The sequence below is a fragment of the Streptomyces sp. NPDC058257 genome (assembly GCF_042881845.1).
Lineage (GTDB): Bacteria > Actinomycetota > Actinomycetes > Streptomycetales > Streptomycetaceae > Streptomyces.
The window spans coordinates 952733-970341 of sequence record NZ_JBHVXJ010000001.1 but is presented as its reverse complement, the minus strand read 5'-3'; the positions used below and the strand labels follow the sequence as shown (position 1 = coordinate 970341).

Annotated in this window: 20 protein-coding genes and 1 pseudogene; 4 read left to right on the top strand and 17 right to left on the bottom strand. The window is 69.5% G+C overall.

Going from position 1 to position 17609, the window contains the following annotated elements; translation table 11 throughout:
- Window positions 1-39: 39 nt before the first annotated feature.
- A pseudogene (locus ACFVXC_RS04210) lies at window positions 40-225 on the bottom strand (hypothetical protein); the annotation flags it as partial.
- Between the two features lie 325 nt (window positions 226-550).
- Here ACFVXC_RS04210 and ACFVXC_RS04205 point away from each other — a divergent pair.
- The 4 genes from ACFVXC_RS04205 to ACFVXC_RS04190 all read left to right on the top strand — a co-directional run bounded on the left by ACFVXC_RS04205 (window position 551) and on the right by ACFVXC_RS04190 (window position 3878).
- The gene (locus tag ACFVXC_RS04205) at window positions 551-1759 is read left to right on the top strand and encodes a S8 family serine peptidase (RefSeq protein ID WP_389901229.1); all 1209 of its coding nucleotides are present in this window, start codon (window positions 551-553) and stop codon (window positions 1757-1759) included.
- A gap of 129 nt (window positions 1760-1888) precedes the next feature.
- Window positions 1889-2452, top strand: a complete 564-nt coding sequence (locus tag ACFVXC_RS04200) for a DUF1697 domain-containing protein (protein ID WP_389901227.1) — start codon at window positions 1889-1891, stop codon at window positions 2450-2452.
- The gene (locus tag ACFVXC_RS04195; RefSeq protein ID WP_389901226.1) at window positions 2445-2828 is read left to right on the top strand and encodes a DUF4440 domain-containing protein; all 384 of its coding nucleotides are present in this window, start codon (window positions 2445-2447) and stop codon (window positions 2826-2828) included. Before ACFVXC_RS04200 ends, ACFVXC_RS04195 begins: the two co-directional genes overlap by 8 nt.
- Before the next feature lie 33 nt (window positions 2829-2861).
- Window positions 2862-3878 (top strand): ketopantoate reductase family protein, encoded by a 1017-nt coding sequence (locus ACFVXC_RS04190; protein ID WP_389901225.1) that lies wholly within the window; start codon window positions 2862-2864, stop codon window positions 3876-3878.
- Window positions 3879-4026: 148 nt separating this feature from the next.
- Here ACFVXC_RS04190 and ACFVXC_RS04185 read toward each other — a convergent pair whose 3' ends face one another.
- From ACFVXC_RS04185 to ACFVXC_RS04110, 16 genes are all read right to left on the bottom strand, one after another.
- Complete coding sequence (locus ACFVXC_RS04185; RefSeq protein WP_389901224.1) at window positions 4027-4539, bottom strand: GNAT family N-acetyltransferase; 513 nt, start codon at window positions 4537-4539, stop codon at window positions 4027-4029.
- A 92-nt stretch (window positions 4540-4631) separates the two neighbouring features.
- On the bottom strand, window positions 4632-5489 hold the full coding sequence (locus ACFVXC_RS04180; protein WP_389901222.1) for a hypothetical protein: 858 nt from the start codon (window positions 5487-5489) through the stop codon (window positions 4632-4634).
- Between the two features lie 11 nt (window positions 5490-5500).
- On the bottom strand, window positions 5501-6280 hold the full coding sequence (locus ACFVXC_RS04175; protein WP_389901220.1) for a sirohydrochlorin chelatase: 780 nt from the start codon (window positions 6278-6280) through the stop codon (window positions 5501-5503).
- Between the two features lie 6 nt (window positions 6281-6286).
- On the bottom strand, window positions 6287-7204 hold the full coding sequence (locus ACFVXC_RS04170; RefSeq protein ID WP_389901219.1) for an ABC transporter permease: 918 nt from the start codon (window positions 7202-7204) through the stop codon (window positions 6287-6289).
- Window positions 7191-7979, bottom strand: coding sequence for an ABC transporter ATP-binding protein (locus tag ACFVXC_RS04165; protein ID WP_389901217.1), 789 nt, complete (start codon window positions 7977-7979; stop codon window positions 7191-7193). Before ACFVXC_RS04165 ends, ACFVXC_RS04170 begins: the two co-directional genes overlap by 14 nt.
- A gap of 36 nt (window positions 7980-8015) precedes the next feature.
- Entirely contained in the window at window positions 8016-9146 is a 1131-nt protein-coding gene (locus ACFVXC_RS04160; protein WP_389901215.1) for an ABC transporter substrate-binding protein, read from the bottom strand.
- Window positions 9147-9394: 248 nt separating this feature from the next.
- Window positions 9395-10759 carry a sulfate adenylyltransferase subunit 1 gene (locus tag ACFVXC_RS04155; RefSeq protein ID WP_389901213.1) on the bottom strand — a complete coding sequence of 455 codons (1365 nt, stop codon included), beginning with the start codon at window positions 10757-10759 and terminating at the stop codon, window positions 9395-9397.
- 2 nt (window positions 10760-10761) lie between these two features.
- Entirely contained in the window at window positions 10762-11700 is a 939-nt protein-coding gene (gene cysD, locus ACFVXC_RS04150) for a sulfate adenylyltransferase subunit CysD (RefSeq protein WP_389901211.1), read from the bottom strand.
- Window positions 11697-12299 (bottom strand): adenylyl-sulfate kinase, encoded by a 603-nt coding sequence (gene cysC, locus ACFVXC_RS04145; RefSeq protein ID WP_389901209.1) that lies wholly within the window; start codon window positions 12297-12299, stop codon window positions 11697-11699. The genes cysD and cysC overlap by 4 nt, the downstream gene beginning before the upstream one ends.
- Complete coding sequence (locus ACFVXC_RS04140) at window positions 12299-13012, bottom strand: phosphoadenylyl-sulfate reductase (RefSeq protein WP_389901208.1); 714 nt, start codon at window positions 13010-13012, stop codon at window positions 12299-12301. The genes cysC and ACFVXC_RS04140 overlap by 1 nt, the downstream gene beginning before the upstream one ends.
- The gene (locus ACFVXC_RS04135; protein WP_344518628.1) at window positions 13009-13188 is read right to left on the bottom strand and encodes a hypothetical protein; all 180 of its coding nucleotides are present in this window, start codon (window positions 13186-13188) and stop codon (window positions 13009-13011) included. Before ACFVXC_RS04135 ends, ACFVXC_RS04140 begins: the two co-directional genes overlap by 4 nt.
- The gene (locus ACFVXC_RS04130) at window positions 13185-14882 is read right to left on the bottom strand and encodes a nitrite/sulfite reductase (RefSeq protein ID WP_389901206.1); all 1698 of its coding nucleotides are present in this window, start codon (window positions 14880-14882) and stop codon (window positions 13185-13187) included. Before ACFVXC_RS04130 ends, ACFVXC_RS04135 begins: the two co-directional genes overlap by 4 nt.
- Before the next feature lie 116 nt (window positions 14883-14998).
- Window positions 14999-15082 (bottom strand): putative leader peptide, encoded by an 84-nt coding sequence (locus ACFVXC_RS04125; RefSeq protein WP_323178717.1) that lies wholly within the window; start codon window positions 15080-15082, stop codon window positions 14999-15001.
- 202 nt (window positions 15083-15284) lie between these two features.
- Window positions 15285-15845, bottom strand: coding sequence for a GNAT family N-acetyltransferase (locus ACFVXC_RS04120; RefSeq protein ID WP_389901204.1), 561 nt, complete (start codon window positions 15843-15845; stop codon window positions 15285-15287).
- Between the two features lie 5 nt (window positions 15846-15850).
- A complete protein-coding gene (locus ACFVXC_RS04115) occupies window positions 15851-16093 on the bottom strand; it encodes a 4-hydroxythreonine-4-phosphate dehydrogenase PdxA (protein ID WP_389901202.1) in 243 nt (80 codons plus the stop codon).
- A gap of 93 nt (window positions 16094-16186) precedes the next feature.
- On the bottom strand, window positions 16187-17479 hold the full coding sequence (locus ACFVXC_RS04110) for a GAF domain-containing protein (RefSeq protein WP_389901201.1): 1293 nt from the start codon (window positions 17477-17479) through the stop codon (window positions 16187-16189).
- Between the last annotated feature and the right edge of the window lie 130 nt (window positions 17480-17609).

Sequence of the window (17609 nt, the reverse complement as noted above, 5' to 3'; positions counted from 1 at the left end):
GTTCAGTCAGTCGCACACGCTCACGCTCACCGCCCGCACCCGCTCCCCGAGCGGCGCCATCACCGCCGGGAGCAGTGCCCCGCGCATCACCGCAGCGCCGATCAGGGTCGCCGCGCTGATCAGGACCGCCGCCGCGACCCCGACGCCCATCTGCTGCATGAACCGCATGAACCGCATGGGCAGCGTCCCGAAGATCGCGAAGACGGCGGCCGTGATCACGGCCGCCCATCGGTGCCTGACGCTCCATCCGTCGGCGCGAGCGGCTGACCCCTCCTCGTAAGGAAGGGGCCCGACCGTCACAAGCCCCTTACATCTATGACGACTTACGGGATTCAGCCCTGCGGTGTCCGATCTGCCGACGGGGGCCCGATTTGTTATTACAGAAGCTTGTTGAACAAGTCACAGGTGTATGTAGGTATTGATCTGCGCGCGTCAATCAGACATGGTTTCGTCCCAACGCCCGGAGATCTTCCGGATCTCAGGGGGCGTCGCAGTGAAGTTTTGAAACCCCCCACATCCCCCCACAAGCACCACGAGGAGACCCCTCTTCATGGCAAATCACAAGCGTGCCCGCTCGGTGAAGCTCGTCGCGGCGATAGCCACCACGGCCACCGCGGTCGGCGTCACCGTATTCGCCACCTCGTTCGCCGGCGCGGCAACCCCCGCCGAGGGCAAGGTCTACGGAGCCGACGCCAAGGGCGCCGTCTCCGGCAGCTACATCGTCATGCTCGACGAGAAGGCCGACAAGGGCGTCAAGTCCGACCTGGCCAAGGAGTACGGCGGCGAGCTGAAGCGGAACTACTCGTCCGCGATCAACGGCTTCTCGGCCCAGGGCCTCAGCGAGACCGACGCCAAGCGCCTGGCCGCCGACCCGGCCGTCGGCAAGGTCGTCCAGTCCAAGAAGTTCAGCACCAAGGCCACCCAGGAAGACCCGCCGTCGTGGGGCCTCGACCGCATCGACCAGGACGACACCAAGGGCGACGGCAAGTACACGTACCCCGACGCGGCGGGTGAGGGTGCCACGGCGTACGTCATCGACACCGGTGTCCGTGTCAGCCACAAGGACTTCGGCGGTCGCGCCACGTCCGGCTTCGACGCCGTCGACAACGACGACGACGCGGACGACGGCAACGGCCACGGCACGCACGTCGCGGGCACCATCGCCGGTGAGGCGCACGGTGTCGCCAAGAAGGCGAAGATCGTCGCGGTCCGCGTCCTCGACGACCAGGGCTCCGGCACCACCGAGCAGGTCGTCGCGGGTATCGACTGGGTCACCAAGAACCACAAGGGCCCCTCGGTCGCCAACATGAGCCTGGGCGGCGGCGCCGACGAGGCGCTCGACGCGGCGGTCCAGAAGGCGATCGCCTCCGGCGTCACCTTCGCGGTCGCGGCCGGCAACGAGTCCTCGGACGCCGGTCAGGGCTCCCCGTCCCGCGTGAAGGAGGCCATCACGGTCGCCTCCTCCACCAAGGACGACGAGCAGTCGGACTTCTCCAACTTCGGCAAGGTCGTCGACATCTACGCCCCGGGCTCGGACATCACGTCCGACTGGAACACGGGTGACGACGCCACCAACACCATCTCCGGTACGTCGATGGCGACCCCGCACGTCGTGGGTGCCGCCGCCGTCTACCTCGGCGCCCACCCGGACGCCAAGCCGGACGCCGTCTCCAAGGCGCTCACCGACGGAGCGACCGCGGACAAGATCTCCAACCCGAGCCAGGGCACGCCCAACAAGCTGCTCAAGGTCGTCGAGTAGGACCTGTGGGACCCGTAGGACCTGTAGGACCCGTAACACCCGGCTGAGCAACACCCACCGGACCGGCGGCCGCCGCGCCCACCCCCACGGGGCGCGGCGGCCGTCTCGCGGTCGTCCTATGGTGTGCGGATGACGGTCAAGGCATACGCGGTGCTGCTGCGCGGCATCAACGTGGGCGGCAAGAGAAAGCTCCCGATGGGGGAGTTGCGAACTCTCCTCTCCGGTCTCGGATTCGATGACGTACGCACCCATCTGCAGAGCGGCAACGCGGTCTTCACCAGTGCGGCCGCCGACGAGGACGCCCTGGCCGCGCGGGTGAGCGAGGCCATCGAGCGGCATTTCGGCTTCGACGTGGACGTCCTGGTGCGCGACGGCGCGTATTTGAAGGCGGTCGCCGACGCCTGCCCCTTCCCCGCGGCATCGCTCGAAGGCAAGCAGCTGCACGTCACGTACTTCTCCGAGCCGGTCGACGCGTCCCGGCTGGACAAAATCGACCCGGCGGCGTTCCTGCCCGAGGAGTTCCGGCTCGGCGACCGCGCTCTCTATCTCTACGCGCCTGACGGGCTCGGCCGCTCGAAACTGGGCGAGGTCCTCTCGCGCCCCGCCCTGTTCGAGGGCGTCATCGCCACATCCCGCAACTGGAACACCGTCGCCAAGCTGGTGGAGCTGACGCGGGAGCCGCCCCGTGGCTGACCGCACGCCCGCCGTCGAAGCGGCCGTCGAGGCCGAACTGCGGCTGCTCGCCCCCGAAGTGCGTGCGTCGCCCGAGCTGCTCGGGGAGCTGCTGCACCCGGAGTTCACCGAGTTCGGTGTCTCGGGCACCCACTGGGACCGGCCGTCGATCATCACGGCCCTGTCCGCGGACCCGGGCGGGACCGGCCTCTCGATCACGACCTCCCGGATGCGGGGCGTCCAGCTCGCCGACGACATGGTGCACCTGACCTTCGACACCGAGAGCAACGGCCGAAGTGCCCACCGGAGTTCGCTGTGGCGGCTGTGCGACGGCGTCTGGCTGCTCTGGTTCCACCAGGGAACGCCCTTCGGCGAAGTCGCCCCGCCCGAAGTCTGATCTTCCTCGGTGCCGTGTGCGAGGCTCGGCTCCATGCGCTACATCATCGTGGGAGCAGGGGCGATCGGCGGCACCGTGGGCGGACGCCTCGCCGAGAGCGGACATGACGTGGTCCTCGTCGCGCGGGGCGCGCACTACGAGGCGGTACGGGAGAGCGGACTGCGGGTCAGAACGCCCGAAGGGACGGCGACCCACCGGCTCTCCGTCGTCCGGAACCCCGATGAACTCGGCGAGTTGAGGGCGGACGACGTGCTCTTCCTCGCCGTGAAGACACAGGACTGCGAAGCCGCCCTCGACGCCTGGAGCGGGCGTCCGGTGGTGGGCGGCGGGACCGCCGGCGAGGTCCTTCCGCTGGTCTGCGCGCAGAACGGCGTGGAGAGCGAGCGTATGGCGCTGCGCCGCTTCCGTCGGGTGTACGGGATGTGCGTCTGGCTGCCCGCGACCCATGTCGAGCCGGGTTCGGTCTCCGCGGCGGGCGCCCCCTACACGGGCATCCTGCACCTCGGCCGCTATCCGAGGGGCACGGACGACACCGCCCGTCTCATCTCCGCGGACCTGGAGAAGTCGAAGCTGCTCTCGCCCGTAGTGGCGGACGTGATGCGCTGGAAGTACGGGAAGCTGCTCGCCAATCTGGCCAACTCCATCGAGGCGGTCACGGGGCCGCTCGTCGGCAACGAGGCCATCGCGCTCTATCGGCGGGCGCGCGCGGAGGGCGAGGCGGTGCTTGCCGCCGCGGGCATCGAGGCGGTGGGCGAGCAGGAACAGAAGGAGACCCGCGGCGACCGCGTCCGCTTGGAACCCTTCGAGGGCTCGGAACGCGGCGGCGGCTCGTCCTGGCAGAGCCTGAGCCGGGGAACGGGCAGCATCGAGGCGGACTATCTCAACGGCGAGATCGTGCTGCTCGGCCGTCTGCACGGAGTGCCGACGCCGGTGAACGACGTCTTGCGGGCTGTGGCGAACGCGTTCGCGCGGGAGCGCCGCGACGCGGGGTCGATGCCGGTGCCGGAACTCCTCGGTCTGGTGGCGGAGGCGGAGGAGAGGGCGGGCTGACGGGCCAGGCAGATGGCCCGCCAGGAGGGAGGGCGAATGGCCCCGGAAGCTGTCGAAGAGCCGCACCGCGTCGTCGCCGCGCGGAATCGCCCGCAGCACGGGGCCGAACCGGACGGTGCCGAGCGCACCCGCACCACGGGCCTCGACTTCAGCTGAGCTGCACCGAGGTCATCAGAAGCGTGGTGCGGCCGTTGTCCTCCGCGACTGTGCGGCCCTGGGTGAAGCCGAGGCGCTTGAGGACGGTGATGGGCGCGATGTTCTCCGAGTCCACGGTCGCGTGCACCTCGGACAGGGCCAGAGTCTCATGGCCGTACGAGGTGAGCAGTTGACCGAGCTCTGTGCCCAGACCCATCCCCCAGCTGCCACGGAAGAGGCCGCAGACGATCTCGTGCCCGTCGAGCCAGCTCTCGGGGGACGGCTTTATCTCCGCGTGGCCTATATAGCGTCCCTCGTGCCGCACAGCCCAGATCGGGAACTGGCTCTCGGCGTACACGAGGCCGAAGATCCGGCGGAACAGCGCATGGGTCTGCTCCACGCTCTGCGTCCCGTCCCCGAACCAGCGGCCCCTGGCCTCGTCCTGGAGGAGCGAGACGAACTGCTCCTCGTCGGTGGCGGCATAAGGGGACAGGTTCAGGCGCTCGGAACGGAGTACGGGGGTCATCGGCGTGACGGTAGGGCCACGCGCGGTGATTCGGCAACCGGATTGGCGCAGCCCGCCCAATCCGCTCGAAACACTCAACCCTCTCAACCCGCTCAGCCCGTGGGGCGCGGCAGCCCGATGGGGTTGGGGAAGGGAATGAGGTCCGCCGCGAGGATCTCCCGCACCGGACGTTCGAGGGCGGCCAGGAGCGTGTCCGCGTCCCGCGCGGCGAGCGGGCGCAGCAAACGGGCCGACAGACGGTCCGTCGCGTCCTCGACCGACTCCCGCTCCGTGCGGCCGTGTTCGGTGATGTGACCGTCCCCGTCGAGGAGGCCGCGCCCGCGCAGCCGGTCCATCGCGTGCGCCCACTCCTGTTCGCCCCACCCCCGGTCATGCCGGATGGTGTCCGGGTCCACACGGCCCGTGGCGGCGGCGAGCACCACCGCCTCGCAGGCGTCGAGGCCGTGGTCGGCGAGTACGGAGACATGGGCGTCCCCCCTGAATTCGCGTACGCAGGTGACCAGTTGCCACAGCCGCTGCACCGGATCGGCCCGCTCGCTCACGTCACGGTTCGCCGCGAACAGCGGGCGGGACAGCGACGGCGCGTCCTCGACCATGGCCGCGAGGGGCGGACAGAGGGCGATGGCCTGGTCCTCGATGTCCGGCACGAGGGCGCGCAGGGCCCGTGCGGTGCAGGCCGCGCGCTCCTCCACTATCCGCCCGGGCGACGCGTACTGCCAGGCGGAGGGCAGGGCCCGCTCCACCATGGTGGGGGCGAAGACGCCGAGCGAGGCCGTGGCGGGACCCGCCTCGATCGGGCCCATGGGAGCCGTACGGGCCGCGAAGTAGCCCATCCAGAAGCCTTTGAGGCCAAGGGACCTGCCCAGATCGCGGCAGCGCTCCTCGAAGTAGATCACTGCGTGCAGGGGCTCGGTCCGCAGCCAGAGAGTGCGGGATCTGGTGAGGGTCATGACCCCACAAACTAAGCCAGCACGGGAACCCGCGCCATACGCCCGACCACACCGGACTCGGAACATGCCTCGTCGTAGCGCCGCACGAGCAGCCGCGCCAACCCGGCGGAGGGGCCGAGGACTTCGGCCGAGACGTCCGCTTCGGCGGCGCCCCGCGCGATGCGGTCCGGCAGAAAACCGGGCGCGATGACATAGGGCGCCACCGCCACCCTGCCCACACCCAGTTCGCGCAGCTCTCGCACGGCGTCCTCCGTGCGGGGCAGAGATGCGGAGGCGAACGCAGGCCGCACGGCGCACCAACCGGTGTGCCGCCACTCCCGCGCGATTTCAGCGATCACTGCGATCGCCTCCGGGTCCGATGACCCCGCCGAGGCAAGAACGACCCCGGTCGAGGACTTGTCGGCGGGGGTGAGCCCCGCCTCGTAAAGGCGTTGGTCCAGCGCGGTCAGGAGCAGCGGCGAGGGGCCGAGCACCCCCGCCTGCCGGATGCGGAGCCGGGACGGCGCCTGGCTCAGGGCCGCCGGGATGTCCGACTTCGCGTGGAACGCCCGGGTGAGGAGCAGCGGCAGCGCGATCACGTCGCGTATGCCCTCGGCGTCCAGGGACTGAAGGACCTCGGGGACCGAGGGCGAGTTGAAGTCGAGGAAGCCCGTCTCCACCCGCAGCCCCGGCCGCTGCTCCCGCACCCGTCGCACCAGGGCGCGCACCGTCTCGGCATGCCGCGGATCGCGGCTGCCGTGGGCGATGACGAACAGGACGGGACGGACGGTGTGGACGGGGCGGCCGAACATGGTGGGTCAGCTCCTCACGAGGAGTCCGCGGCTGCGCAGGACGCGCCGCTCAAGGGGGCTGAATATCAGCAGGTCGATGGCGATGCCGACGATGAGGATGAGAAGGATCGCGAAGAACACCTGCGCCATGCTGCTGTTCGTGCGGCCCGCCTCAAGGAGCTGGCCGAGCCCCATGCCCAGGTCGGGTGACTGCGCGATGATCTCCGCGGCCATGAGCGAGCGCCACGAGAACGCCCAGCCCTGCTTCAGGCCCGCCAGATAGCCGGGCAGCGCCGCCGGCATCACGATGTGCCAGGTGTGGCGCAGCCCCGTCGCCCCCAGGGTGCGGCCCGCCCGCAGGAAGAGCGGCGGCACCTGGTCGACGCCCGCGACCAGGCCGTTGGCGATCGAGGGGACCGCGCCGAGCAGGATCACCGCGTACATCATCTGGTCGTTGAGCCCGAGCCAGATCACGGCCGGCGGCACCCACGCCACCGACGGCAGCGACTGCAGACCGGACAGGATGGGACCGATCGCGGCCCTGATGAACCGCACCCGGGCCACGATCAGACCCAGCGGCGTACCGATCACGAGCGCCATCAGGAAGCCGAGGAGACCACGCGAGACGGACGTCCAGATGTACTCCAGGAGCGTGCCCTGCAACCAGGCGTCCTGCACCTCGTGCCAGACGTCGGCGGGCGGCGGCAGCTTGTAGGTGTCGGTGGTCTTCGTCCACACCAGGATCTGCCAGACGACCAGGACGAGCAGGACTGCGGTTATCGGCGGCAGGACCTTCTGGACGAAGGTCTGACGGAAGGGCGTGCGCCGGGTCTGGACCGCGTCCAGGGCGTCGAGGCCCGCCTCCAGACCGGCCAGGTCCTGGCCGCTGTCGCTCTTGGCCTTGTCGACATCGGCCTTGTCGACCGGGGTGTCAGTGCTGGCCATGTCGGCGGATCTCCCCACGCAGTTGTTCGGTGATCTCGACGGACAGTTCCGCGACCGCGGAGTCCTCGATACGGCGCGGGTGGGGGATGTCGACCCGCCACTCGTGCGCCACCCGGCCCGGACGCGACGAGAGGAGCACGACGCGCTCGGCGAGGCGGACGGCCTCGCGCACGTTGTGCGTGACGAAGAGGACGGAGACGTCCGTCTCGCGCCAGATACGGGTCAGCTCGTCGTGCAGGACGTCACGTGTGATCGCGTCGAGCGCCGCGAACGGCTCGTCCATCAAGAGGATCTTGCTGTCCTGCGCGAGCGCGCGGGCAAGGGCCACACGCTGGCGCATGCCGCCGGACAGCTCGTGCACCCGCTTGCCGTACGCCCCCTGGAGCCGTACGAGGCCGAGGAGTTCCTCGGCCCGCTCGCGCCGCTCCGTCTTCGCGACGCCGCGCAGCTTCAGGGCGAGCTCGATGTTCTTGCCCGCGGTCAGCCACGGGAACAGCGCGTGCTCCTGGAACATCAGGGCGGGGCGGCCGTCGGTGACGATGTCGCCCGCCGACGGCTTGTCGAGCCCGGCCACCAGATTGAGCAGCGTCGACTTGCCGCAGCCCGAGGCCCCCAGGAGCGTGACGAATTCGCCTTGAGCGACATCGAGCGTGATGTCGTCCAGGACGAGCTGCTGCCCGGCGGGTGTGGCGAAGGACTTCGAGACATGCTCGATCCGGGCCGCGTGCTCGGCCACCGCGGTGTCGTCGGCCGCCTTGGCGAGGGTCGTCGCCATGGTCGTCACCTCCTGGGAACTGGTCGGATGCCGGGGTTACTTGACGCCGAGACCGGCGTCGTCGACGGCGGACTTGCCCTCGGCCTTGAGGACCTTGTTCAGGGGCTTCAGGTCGTAGATGCCCTTGAGGTTCGGCTTGTCCAGGAGGCCGGCCTTGACCGCGTGCTCCGCCTCGGTGTCGAGCGTGGCGGCCAGCGGGTCGTCCGTGGTCTGGATGGACTTCCACGCCGGGTCGATGACCTCGGGCGGCAGCTCCTTGCCGGACGCCTCCTTGAGGGACGCGTTGGCGGAGGCCTTCGCCTTCTCGGGGTTGTCCTTGATCCACTGGTTGGTCTTCACCGAACCGCGCAGGACGGCCTCGACGACCTTCGGGTGCTCCTTGAGGAACGACTGCGACACGATGATGTTCGTGATCACGAACTTCTTGTCCGGCCACAGGTCGGACTCGTCGAGGATGGTCTTGCCGCCCTCGGCGACCAGCTTCGACGCGGTCGGCTCGGGCACCCAGGCACCGTCGATGGAGCCGGACTTGTAGGCGTCAGGGGTGATCTTGTTGTCGGTGCGGACCACCGAGACATCGCCCTTGCCGCTCTCCGCGTCGACCTTCCAGCCCTTTTCCTTGACCCAGTTGAGGAAGGCCACGTCCTGGGTGTTGCCGAGCTGAGGCGTCGCGATCTTCTTGCCCTTGACGTCGTCCAGGGACTTGATCTTCTTGGGGTTGACCACCAGCTTCACGCCACCGGAAGCCGAGCCGCCGATGATGCGCAGGTTCTTGCCCTGGGACTTGGTGTAGCCGTTGATCGAGGGCGACGGGCCGATCCAGCCGATGTCGATGGACTTCGAGTTCAGTGCCTCGATCTCCGAAGGGCCCGCGTTGAACTGCGTGTACTTGGCCTTCGTCGCGCCCAGTTCCTTCTGGAACAGGCCCTCCTGGTCGCCGACCAGGGCGGTGGCGTGCGTGAGGTTCGGGAAGTACCCGATCTTCACCTCGTCGAGGCCCTCGATCTTCTTGGCGCCGGAAGCCACCTCCGCCTTGTCGTTCTCGTCCTTCGAGTCGGATCCGTAGCCGCAGGAGGTGAGCACTACGGCAAGCAGTGGCAGGGCGGTGACGGCGGCAAGGGCACGGCGGCCGCCGGTGGTACGTGGTGCGCGGAAGCTGGCAGGCACGGGAGGTGGTCCCCTCGTTGGCCCGGCTCTCACGCCGTCAGGGCGTGGCCGGGAGATCGGCAGGTTTTCGTCTTCGCAGGTCGAACTCGCTGGGGGCGTGGGCGCGCAAGCGGTGCGCGTGCTTCCGCCCCGTTGGAAGCGTCACGTCGGGACATCGCCCGACCCCGCCCTGTCCGCTGCCGAGGGCACCGCTGCCGACACGGCCGCCCTCCTTCGCGAAGGTCGAGAAATAGTCGATCGAGATCATGTCAGAAGTCCCAACCCTCGTCGTCCGCGACCTTCTTGGCTTCTTCGGCCGTCTCGGCGAACGCGTCGCCCGCCATGCCCGCCGCGAGCGTCGTGCCGTCGGCCGGGTCGATGAGGAGGAAGGAGCCGGTGCGGCGCGAGGCGGCGTACGAGTCGACCGCGATCGGCTCGGCGGTGCGGATGACGACGCGGCCGATGTCGTTGGCGACCAGCTCTCCGGGTGCCGGGTGCTGGGAGAGGTCGTCCAGGGTGAGCCGCGAGGGGATGTCCTTGACGATCGCCTTGACCGTGCGGGTGGTGTGCTTGAGCAGCACCCGCTGACCGACGGCAAGGGCGGTGTCCGCGACATGACAGACCGTCGCCGTGAGGTCCTGCGAGATCGGCGGCTGGTCGCCGCTCGGCACGATCAGATCGCCGCGCGCGATGTCGATGTCGCTCTCCAGGAGCAGCGTCACGGACTGCGGCGTCCAGGCGACGTCCACCGGCTCGCCGAGCAGGTCGATGCCGGCGATCTTCGACGTCTTGCCCGAGGGCAGCACGGTCACGGACTCGCCGACGCGGAAGGTGCCCGCCGCGATCTGTCCCGCGTAGCCCCGGTAGTCGGGGTGCTCGGCGGTCTGCGGACGGATCACGTACTGGACGGGCAGGCGCGCGTGGCAGGAGGTCAGGTCGTGGCTGACCGGGACCGTCTCCAGGTGTTCCAGGACGGTGGGGCCGCCGTACCAGTCCATGTTGGAGGACGGCTCGACGACATTGTCGCCGGCCAGCGCCGAGATCGGGATCGCGGTGATCTCCGGTACGCCCAACTCGCTCGCGTACGCGGTGAATTGCTCGGCGATCTTCGCGAAGACCGTCTCCTCGTACTCCACGAGGTCCATCTTGTTCACGGCGAGCACGACGTGCGGGACGCGCAGCAGCGCAGCGACGGCGGCGTGCCGGCGGGTCTGCTCGATGACGCCGTTGCGGGCGTCCACGAGGACCACGGCGAGGTCCGCCGTCGATGCGCCGGTGACCATGTTCCGGGTGTACTGCACGTGGCCCGGGGTGTCGGCGAGGATGAACCGGCGCCGGGGCGTCGCGAAGTACCGGTACGCCACGTCGATGGTGATGCCCTGCTCGCGCTCGGCCCGCAGGCCGTCGGTGAGCAGCGCCAGGTCGGGGGCCTCGGCGCCGCGGCTTGCGGAGGCGCGCTCCACGGCTTCGAGCTGGTCGGTGAGGACGGACTTGGAGTCGTGCAGGAGCCGTCCCACGAGGGTGGACTTGCCGTCGTCGACGGACCCGGCGGTGGCGAACCGCAGCAGGGTGGTGGCCGACAGCTGCTCGTTGGAGAGCGGCTGCGCCTTGTCGGGTTCGGTGGTGCTGGTCATGTTTAGAAGTACCCCTCGCGCTTGCGGTCTTCCATCGCTGCCTCGGACATCTTGTCGTCGGCGCGGGTGGCGCCGCGCTCGGTCAGTCGCGAAGCGGCGATCTCGGTGATGACGGCGTCCAGCGTGGTGGCGTCGGAGTCGACGGCGCCGGTGCAGGACATGTCGCCGACCGTGCGGTAGCGGACGAGCCGCTTCTGAGTCGTCTCGCTGTCCTTGGGGCCGCCCCATTCACCGGCGGTCAGCCACATGCCCGAGCGCTGGAAGACGTCCCGCTCGTGCGCGAAGTAGATCTCGGGGAGCTCGATGCCCTCGCGGGCGATGTACTGCCACACGTCCAGCTCGGTCCAGTTGGAGATCGGGAAGACGCGGACGTGCTCGCCGGGGGCGTGGCGGCCGTTGTAGAGCTGCCACAGCTCGGGGCGCTGGCGGCGCGGGTCCCACTGCGAGAACTCGTCCCGCAGGGAGAACACCCGCTCCTTGGCGCGCGCCTTCTCCTCGTCCCGTCGCCCGCCGCCGAACACCGCGTCGAACTTCTCGTTCTGGATCTTCTCGGTGAGCGGGACGGTCTGCAGCGGATTGCGGGTGCCGTCGGGGCGCTCGCGCAGCTTGCCCGCGTCGATGTAGTCCTGCACGGAGGCGACGTGCAGACGAAGCCCGTGCTCGGCGACCACACGGTCGCGGTACGCCAGGACCTCGGGGAAGTTGTGCCCGGTGTCGACGTGCAGGAGCGAGAAGGGAATCGCCGCGGGGGCGAAGGCCTTGAGCGCCAGGTGCAGCATGAGGATCGAGTCCTTGCCGCCGGAGAACAGGATCACCGGCCGCTCGAACTCCCCCGCCACCTCGCGGAAGATGTGCACCGCCTCGGACTCCAGGGAGTCCAGGTGGCTGAGGGCGTACGGGCTGTCGGTGCCCTCGCTCACGGTGGCCACGGTGGTCGTCATGCCAGACCCCTTTCGATGAGCAGCGCGCGCAAGGCCGCCGCGGACTCCTGCACGGTCTGGTCCTGGGACTCGATGCGCAGATCGGGTGACTCGGGCGCCTCGTAGGGGTCGTCGACCCCGGTGAGACCGGAGATCTCGCCGGCCGCCTGCTTGGCGTACAGGCCCTTCACGTCGCGTACGGAGCAGACCTCGACCGGCGTGGCCACGTGGACCTCCAGGTAGGGCGTGCCGCCCTTCTGGTGGCGTCCCCGCACCGCCTCACGGCTGTCCGCGAACGGCGCGATCACCGGCACCAGGACCTTCACGCCGTTACGGGCGAGCAGTTCGGCGACGAAGCCGATGCGCTGCACGTTGGTGTGCCGGTCCGCGCGGCTGAAGCCGAGGCCCGCCGAGAGGAACTCGCGGATCTCGTCGCCGTCGAGCACCTCCACCTGGTGGCCCTCACCGCGCAGCTTGTCCGCGAGTTCGTACGCGATGGTGGTCTTGCCCGCGCTGGGCAGCCCTGTGAGCCAGATGGTGGCTCCGGTGCTCACGTGCTTCTCCGATGCGTTCCGGGGACCGGTGGCCTGCTGAGGCCCGGTCCGCTGAGGCTCTGTCATCAATGGATCCCGCACTCGGTCTTGGCGTTGCCCGACCAGCGCCCGGCGCGGGCGTCCTCGCCCTCCAGGAGGCGGCGGGTGCAGGGCGCGCAGCCCACGGAGCCGTAGCCGTCCATGAGGAGGGGGTTGGTGAGGACACCGTGCTCGTCGACGTAGGCGTCCACGTCGTCCTGCGTCCAGCGGGCGATCGGCGAGACCTTGACCTTCTGGCGCTTCTCGTCCCAGCCGACGACCGGGGTATCGGCCCGGGTCGGGGACTCGTCGCGACGCAGGCCCGTCGCCCACGCGGCATACGAAGTCAGGCCCTCCTCAAGGGGCTTGACCTTCCGCATGGCGCAGCACAGGTCCGGGTCGCGGTCGTGCAGCTTCGCGCCGAACTCGGCGTCCTGCTCGGCGACCGACTGCTTCGGCGTGAGCGTGATGACGTTGACGTCCATCACGGCGGCGACCGCGTCGCGGGTGCCGATGGTCTCGGGGAAGTGGTAGCCGGTGTCGAGGAACACGACGTCCACACCGGGGCGGGCCCGCGAGGCGAGATGGGCGACGACGGCGTCCTCCATGGAGGAGGTCACGCAGAAGCGCTCACCGAAGGTGTCGAGCGCCCACCGGAGGATCTCAAGGGCGGACGCGTCTTCCAGATCCCGCCCGGCCTGCTCGGCGAGAGCCTTCAACTCGTCGCCCGTACGCTGCTCCTGAGCCTGAACGGCCGTCATATCTCTTCCCCTCCACCGCTGTTGCGCTGAACTCCCTGGGCGAGCAGCCCGAGGAACTTCAACTGGAAGGCTCGATTGCACGCGGCGCATTCCCACGCGCCGTGACCGGTCTCGTTGGGGCGCAGGTCCTCGTCACCGCAGTAGGGGCAGTGGAAGGGCGCGGCACGCTCGCTCACTTCAGTGCCTCCTCGCTGGCGCGGGCGACCCAGGTGGCGAAGCGCTCGTCGTCCGCGCGCTCCTCCTGGAACCGGGTCAGGACCCGCTCGACGTAGTCGGGCAGCTCGGCCGAAGTGACCTTCAGGCCGCGGACCTTGCGGCCGAACCCGGCCTCCAGGCCCAGCGCGCCACCCAGGTGCACCTGGAAGCCCTCGACCTGGTTGCCCTCGCCGTCCAGGACGAGCTGGCCCTTGAGGCCGATGTCGGCGACCTGGATACGGGCGCAGGCGTTCGGGCAGCCGTTGACGTTGATGGTGATCGGCTGGTCGAACTCCGGGATGCGGCGCTCCAGTTCGTCGATGAGCGAGGCGCCGCGCGCCTTGGTCTCGACGATCGCGAGCTTGCAGAACTCGATGCCGGTGCAGGCCATGGTGCCGCGGCGGAAGGGAGAGGGGGTCACCCGCAGATCAAGGGCTTCGAGCCCCGCCACTAGCGACTCGACCTGCGACTCCTCGACGTCGAGCACGATCATCTTCTGCTCGGCGGTGGTCCGCAGACGGCCCGAGCCGTGGGCTGCGGCGACCTCGGCGATCTTCGTCAGCGTCGTGCCGTCCACACGGCCGACGCGGGGGGCGAAGCCGACGTAGAAGCGGCCGTCCTTCTGCTTGTGCACGCCGAGGTGGTCGCGCCAGGTTCCGGCGGGCTGCTCGGGCGCGGGTCCGTCGACGAGCTCGCGCTTGAGGTACTCGTCCTGAAGGATCTGCCGGAACTTCTCCGGGCCCCAGTCGGCGACGAGGAACTTCAACCGGGCGCGGGTGCGAAGGCGGCGGTAGCCGTAGTCACGGAAGATGCCGATGACGCCGGTCCACACCTCGGGCACCTCGTCCAGCGGTACCCACGCACCGAGCCGCACGCCCAGCTTCGGGTTGGTGGAGAGCCCGCCGCCGACCCAGAGGTCGAAGCCGGGGCCGTGCTCGGGGTGGTCGACCCCGACGAACGCGATGTCGTTGATCTCGTGCGCGACGTCCAGCTGCGGCGATCCGGAGATCGCCGTCTTGAACTTGCGCGGCAGGTTCGAGAACTCCGGGTTGCCGATGAAGCGACGCTGGATCTCGTCGATGGCGGGGGAGCCGTCGATGATCTCGTTCTCGGCGACACCGGCGACGGGCGAACCGAGGATGACGCGGGGCGTGTCACCGCAGGCCTCGGTCGTGGAGAGCCCCACGGCTTCGAGCCGCTCCCAGATCTCGGGTACGTCCTCGATGCGGATCCAGTGGTACTGCACGTTCTGCCGGTCGGTGAGGTCGGCGGTCCCGCGTGCGAACTCCTGCGAGATCTCGCCGATGACGCGCAGCTGCTCGGTGGTGAGCCGCCCGCCGTCGATCCGCACCCGCAGCATGAAGTACTCGTCGTCCAGCTCTTCCGGCTCCAGGATCGCGGTCTTGCCGCCGTCGATGCCCTGCCGACGCTGGGTGTACAGCCCCCACCAGCGCATACGCCCGCGAAGATCGTTCGGGTCGATGGAATCGAACCCGCGCTTGGAGTAGATCGTCTCAATGCGTGTCCGCACATTGAGACCGTCGTCATCCTTCTTGAACTGTTCGTTGCCGTTCAGTGGCGTGAAGTGGCCAACGGCCCACTGGCCCTCACCACGGTGACGGCTCGCCTTGCGCCGGGGCGCGGCAGTCGTGGGTTTTTCAGGGGTGGCAGCCATGGCTATACGTCCTTCAAGGCGGGCTGAGGGCTGGGCTGACCTGCACACTTCGCGCAGGAGGCGCGGCGGTGCGCAATAGGGTGGTCAGGAAAGGGAAGTCGTCGGCGCTGGTGCTGTCAGCTCGCCGGACACATGGCGCTGGACATGCGGCAGAGATCGACGTGGCGTCGACTCACCAAGGCAATTCCAGTGCGATCCATGACGGAAGCGTGTCACGGGACTTTCGGCCCAGTCCACCATTATCCAGAATGTGGACGTGTCGGTCTCGCGATGCGAGATAGTGTGGCTTCGATCACTCATCCCTGGACCAGTGAGGGCGCCCTGAAGGGGCGCGGGGAACTGCGCGCCCAGCCACAACCGGACCCGCAGTCAAATATCGCACCCCCCGCGCGGAGCGCTGCGCTACGCCCCGGGCCAGGGTCCAGGCGTAGGTACGTCCCGCTCCTGCGAGACCTCCGTGTCGAACAGCTTGAAACCGCGCCGCAGGTAATTGTCCATCGCGTGCTCCCCGTCCTTGGAGCAGGTGTGCACCCACACCCGCTTGGTCGAGGGCAGCTCCGGCCACCGCTCGGCCAGGTCCCAGGACCGCCGCACCCCGTACGAGAGCAGGTGCCCGCCGATCCGCCGCCCCCGGAAGGCGGGGATGAGCCCGAAGTACACGACCTCGACGTCACCGTCATCCCGCGCCGCCAGCTCCACATACCCGGCGGGCGTCCCCTTGTCGTACGCGACCCAGGTCTCGACGCCGGGCTTCGTCAGATGCTCCTGCCACTGCGCGTAAGTGAGGGAGAGCCGGTCGATCCAGCGGATGTCGCCGCCGACGGAGGCGTAAAGGAAGCGGCTGAACTCGGGGGAGGGGATCTCGGCCCGGACGATCGTGACGTCGCCGTCGGGAGCGGCGGCCGGCCGCAGATCGCCGGGAGCGGTCTGCTCCAGGGACCAAGTGGTGACAGTGAGGCTCATGCCGGTCAGAGAATCACGGGGCGGGGGTACCGGCCAAGGCGGGTACCCCGAGCCCCTGGGCCTCGGCGTCGCGTCGGCCGCGCCGCCAGACCGAAGGCGGTTCCGTGGGCCGGGGCGCCGACCGGGATCGGGGAGCCGCCCGCGAAGCTGACGCCGCCGTGGAAGCCCATGGGCTTCATCGCGATCTGGCCCTGGTCGTGGTGCATCGTCAGGATTCCGTGTGCATCTTCAGGATCCGTCGAATTCACTCGCCCGCGCCCGCGGGGAGATCGCGCCCCCGGGGAGATCGTGTCCGAGGGGAGTAGCGGCACGCGAAGCCTTCGATGCTCTCGCGACGGCACTCAAGGCTCCGCCGCTCTCCGTGCCTCCCGCACCGCGGGCGCCGTCGAATGCGGCAGCAGGTTCGCCGGGTGCTCGGGCAGGATCACCCGCACGTCCACGTCCTCGGGGAAGCGGTAGGGGCGGTGGGCCAGGAGGTCGCCCAAGTAGCGCCGTACGCGGGAGAGTTCGGCGCGGACCGTCACCGTGCGTGCCGGGTCGCCGAACATGTCATCGGCGAGGCCCGAAGCGCTGCGGCCCTTGCGGTGGGCGCTCAGGAGATAGAGCAGTTCCGCGTGGCGCGGGCTCAGTTCATGTGTCCAGCCGCCCGCGCCACCGCCCTCGACGGTCACCGACCAGCGGCGCGGCCCGCTCACGTCCAGGATGACGCGGGTCGCGGCCAGGGGCTGCGGATCCTCGTCCACCCGCAGCAGCCAGCCGCCGGGCAGTGGCTCCACCGCGCAGGTGCCGAGTGAGGGCAGCCACGTACGGCCCGCCGCCATGGATCTGGGCAGGGCGAGCCGGTCCGTGTGGGGCATTCCCGTGACCGCCGCCGTCCACCCGCGGGTGTCCACCGCGACGGCGCGCCCCTGCAGGCGGGCGAGGACCGGCGCCGCCACCGAACGCAGCCGGTCGAGCGCCGTCACATGGCTCTCCCGCAGCCGGGCCTCGGCGAGCTTCGCCACCGCGTCGACCAGGGCGAGCGTCGCCGGATGCATCGTGTTCAGCGGGCCGCTGATGTCGACCACACCGAGGAGGCGGCCGTCACGGGGATCGATGATGGGCGAGCCCATGCACGTCCACGCGTGATGCGTCTCCACGAAGTGCTCGGCGGAGAACACATGTACGGGTCGGCGTACGACGAGCGGTGTCCCTATCCCGTTCGTGCCGACGACGCCCTCGCTCCAGTCCGCGCCCAGTTCGAAACCGAGCGAGTCCGCCTTGCGCAGCACCGTGGAGTGGCCCTCGCGCCACAGGACCCGGCCATCGGCGTCGCAGACGACCATGATGTGGTGCGCCGCGTCCGCCACCGAGACGAGGGCATCGCGCAGCATCGGCATGATCTCGACCAGCGGCGACGTACGGCGGCGTTCCTCCAGTTCCTCGACGCCGAGCAGCCGGGAGCGGAAGTCGCGGTCCGGATCGACCCCGCCGAGCAGCATGCGCTCCCAGGACTCCTCGATCACCGGACGGGGCGACACGCGCGGCTGCTGCCCGGCGAGCGCCGCGTGACGGACGCTCGCGAGCAGTCGCGCGGCCTGCGTGCGGTCCATGGTCGAGATCCTCGCGAGGTCGAGCGTCGAAGTCGCTTCCATCACTGGGTCCTTCCCGAGCAGATCCAGTGCGTCGGGGGCATCCACCCATCGTGCCCCTTCGGTGCCCGCGAGGGTGCTGATTCAGTGATGAACCGACGTAGTCCGGTGAGAGTGATCAGCCCCAGCCGCA

Bases quoted from the DNA above. Each gene is read 5' to 3' on its own strand.
- ACFVXC_RS04190 (WP_389901225.1), top strand. From the start codon at position 2,862: ATGCGCTACATCATCGTGGGAGCAGGGGCGATCGGCGGCACCGTGGGC.
- ACFVXC_RS04170 (WP_389901219.1), bottom strand. From the start codon at position 7,204: ATGGCCAGCACTGACACCCCGGTCGACAAGGCCGATGTCGACAAGGCC.
- ACFVXC_RS04130 (WP_389901206.1), bottom strand. From the start codon at position 14,882: ATGGCTGCCACCCCTGAAAAACCCACGACTGCCGCGCCCCGGCGCAAG.
- ACFVXC_RS04120 (WP_389901204.1), bottom strand. From the start codon at position 15,845: ATGAGCCTCACTGTCACCACTTGGTCCCTGGAGCAGACCGCTCCCGGC.
- ACFVXC_RS04175 (WP_389901220.1), bottom strand. From the start codon at position 6,280: ATGTTCGGCCGCCCCGTCCACACCGTCCGTCCCGTCCTGTTCGTCATC.
- cysC (WP_389901209.1), bottom strand. From the start codon at position 12,299: ATGACAGAGCCTCAGCGGACCGGGCCTCAGCAGGCCACCGGTCCCCGG.
- cysD (WP_389901211.1), bottom strand. From the start codon at position 11,700: ATGACGACCACCGTGGCCACCGTGAGCGAGGGCACCGACAGCCCGTAC.
- ACFVXC_RS04185 (WP_389901224.1), bottom strand. From the start codon at position 4,539: ATGACCCCCGTACTCCGTTCCGAGCGCCTGAACCTGTCCCCTTATGCC.
- ACFVXC_RS04125 (WP_323178717.1), bottom strand. From the start codon at position 15,082: ATGGATCGCACTGGAATTGCCTTGGTGAGTCGACGCCACGTCGATCTC.
- ACFVXC_RS04110 (WP_389901201.1), bottom strand. From the start codon at position 17,479: ATGGAAGCGACTTCGACGCTCGACCTCGCGAGGATCTCGACCATGGAC.
- ACFVXC_RS04200 (WP_389901227.1), top strand. From the start codon at position 1,889: ATGACGGTCAAGGCATACGCGGTGCTGCTGCGCGGCATCAACGTGGGC.
- ACFVXC_RS04140 (WP_389901208.1), bottom strand. From the start codon at position 13,012: ATGACGGCCGTTCAGGCTCAGGAGCAGCGTACGGGCGACGAGTTGAAG.
- ACFVXC_RS04165 (WP_389901217.1), bottom strand. From the start codon at position 7,979: ATGGCGACGACCCTCGCCAAGGCGGCCGACGACACCGCGGTGGCCGAG.
- ACFVXC_RS04180 (WP_389901222.1), bottom strand. From the start codon at position 5,489: ATGACCCTCACCAGATCCCGCACTCTCTGGCTGCGGACCGAGCCCCTG.
- ACFVXC_RS04205 (WP_389901229.1), top strand. From the start codon at position 551: ATGGCAAATCACAAGCGTGCCCGCTCGGTGAAGCTCGTCGCGGCGATA.
- ACFVXC_RS04155 (WP_389901213.1), bottom strand. From the start codon at position 10,759: ATGACCAGCACCACCGAACCCGACAAGGCGCAGCCGCTCTCCAACGAG.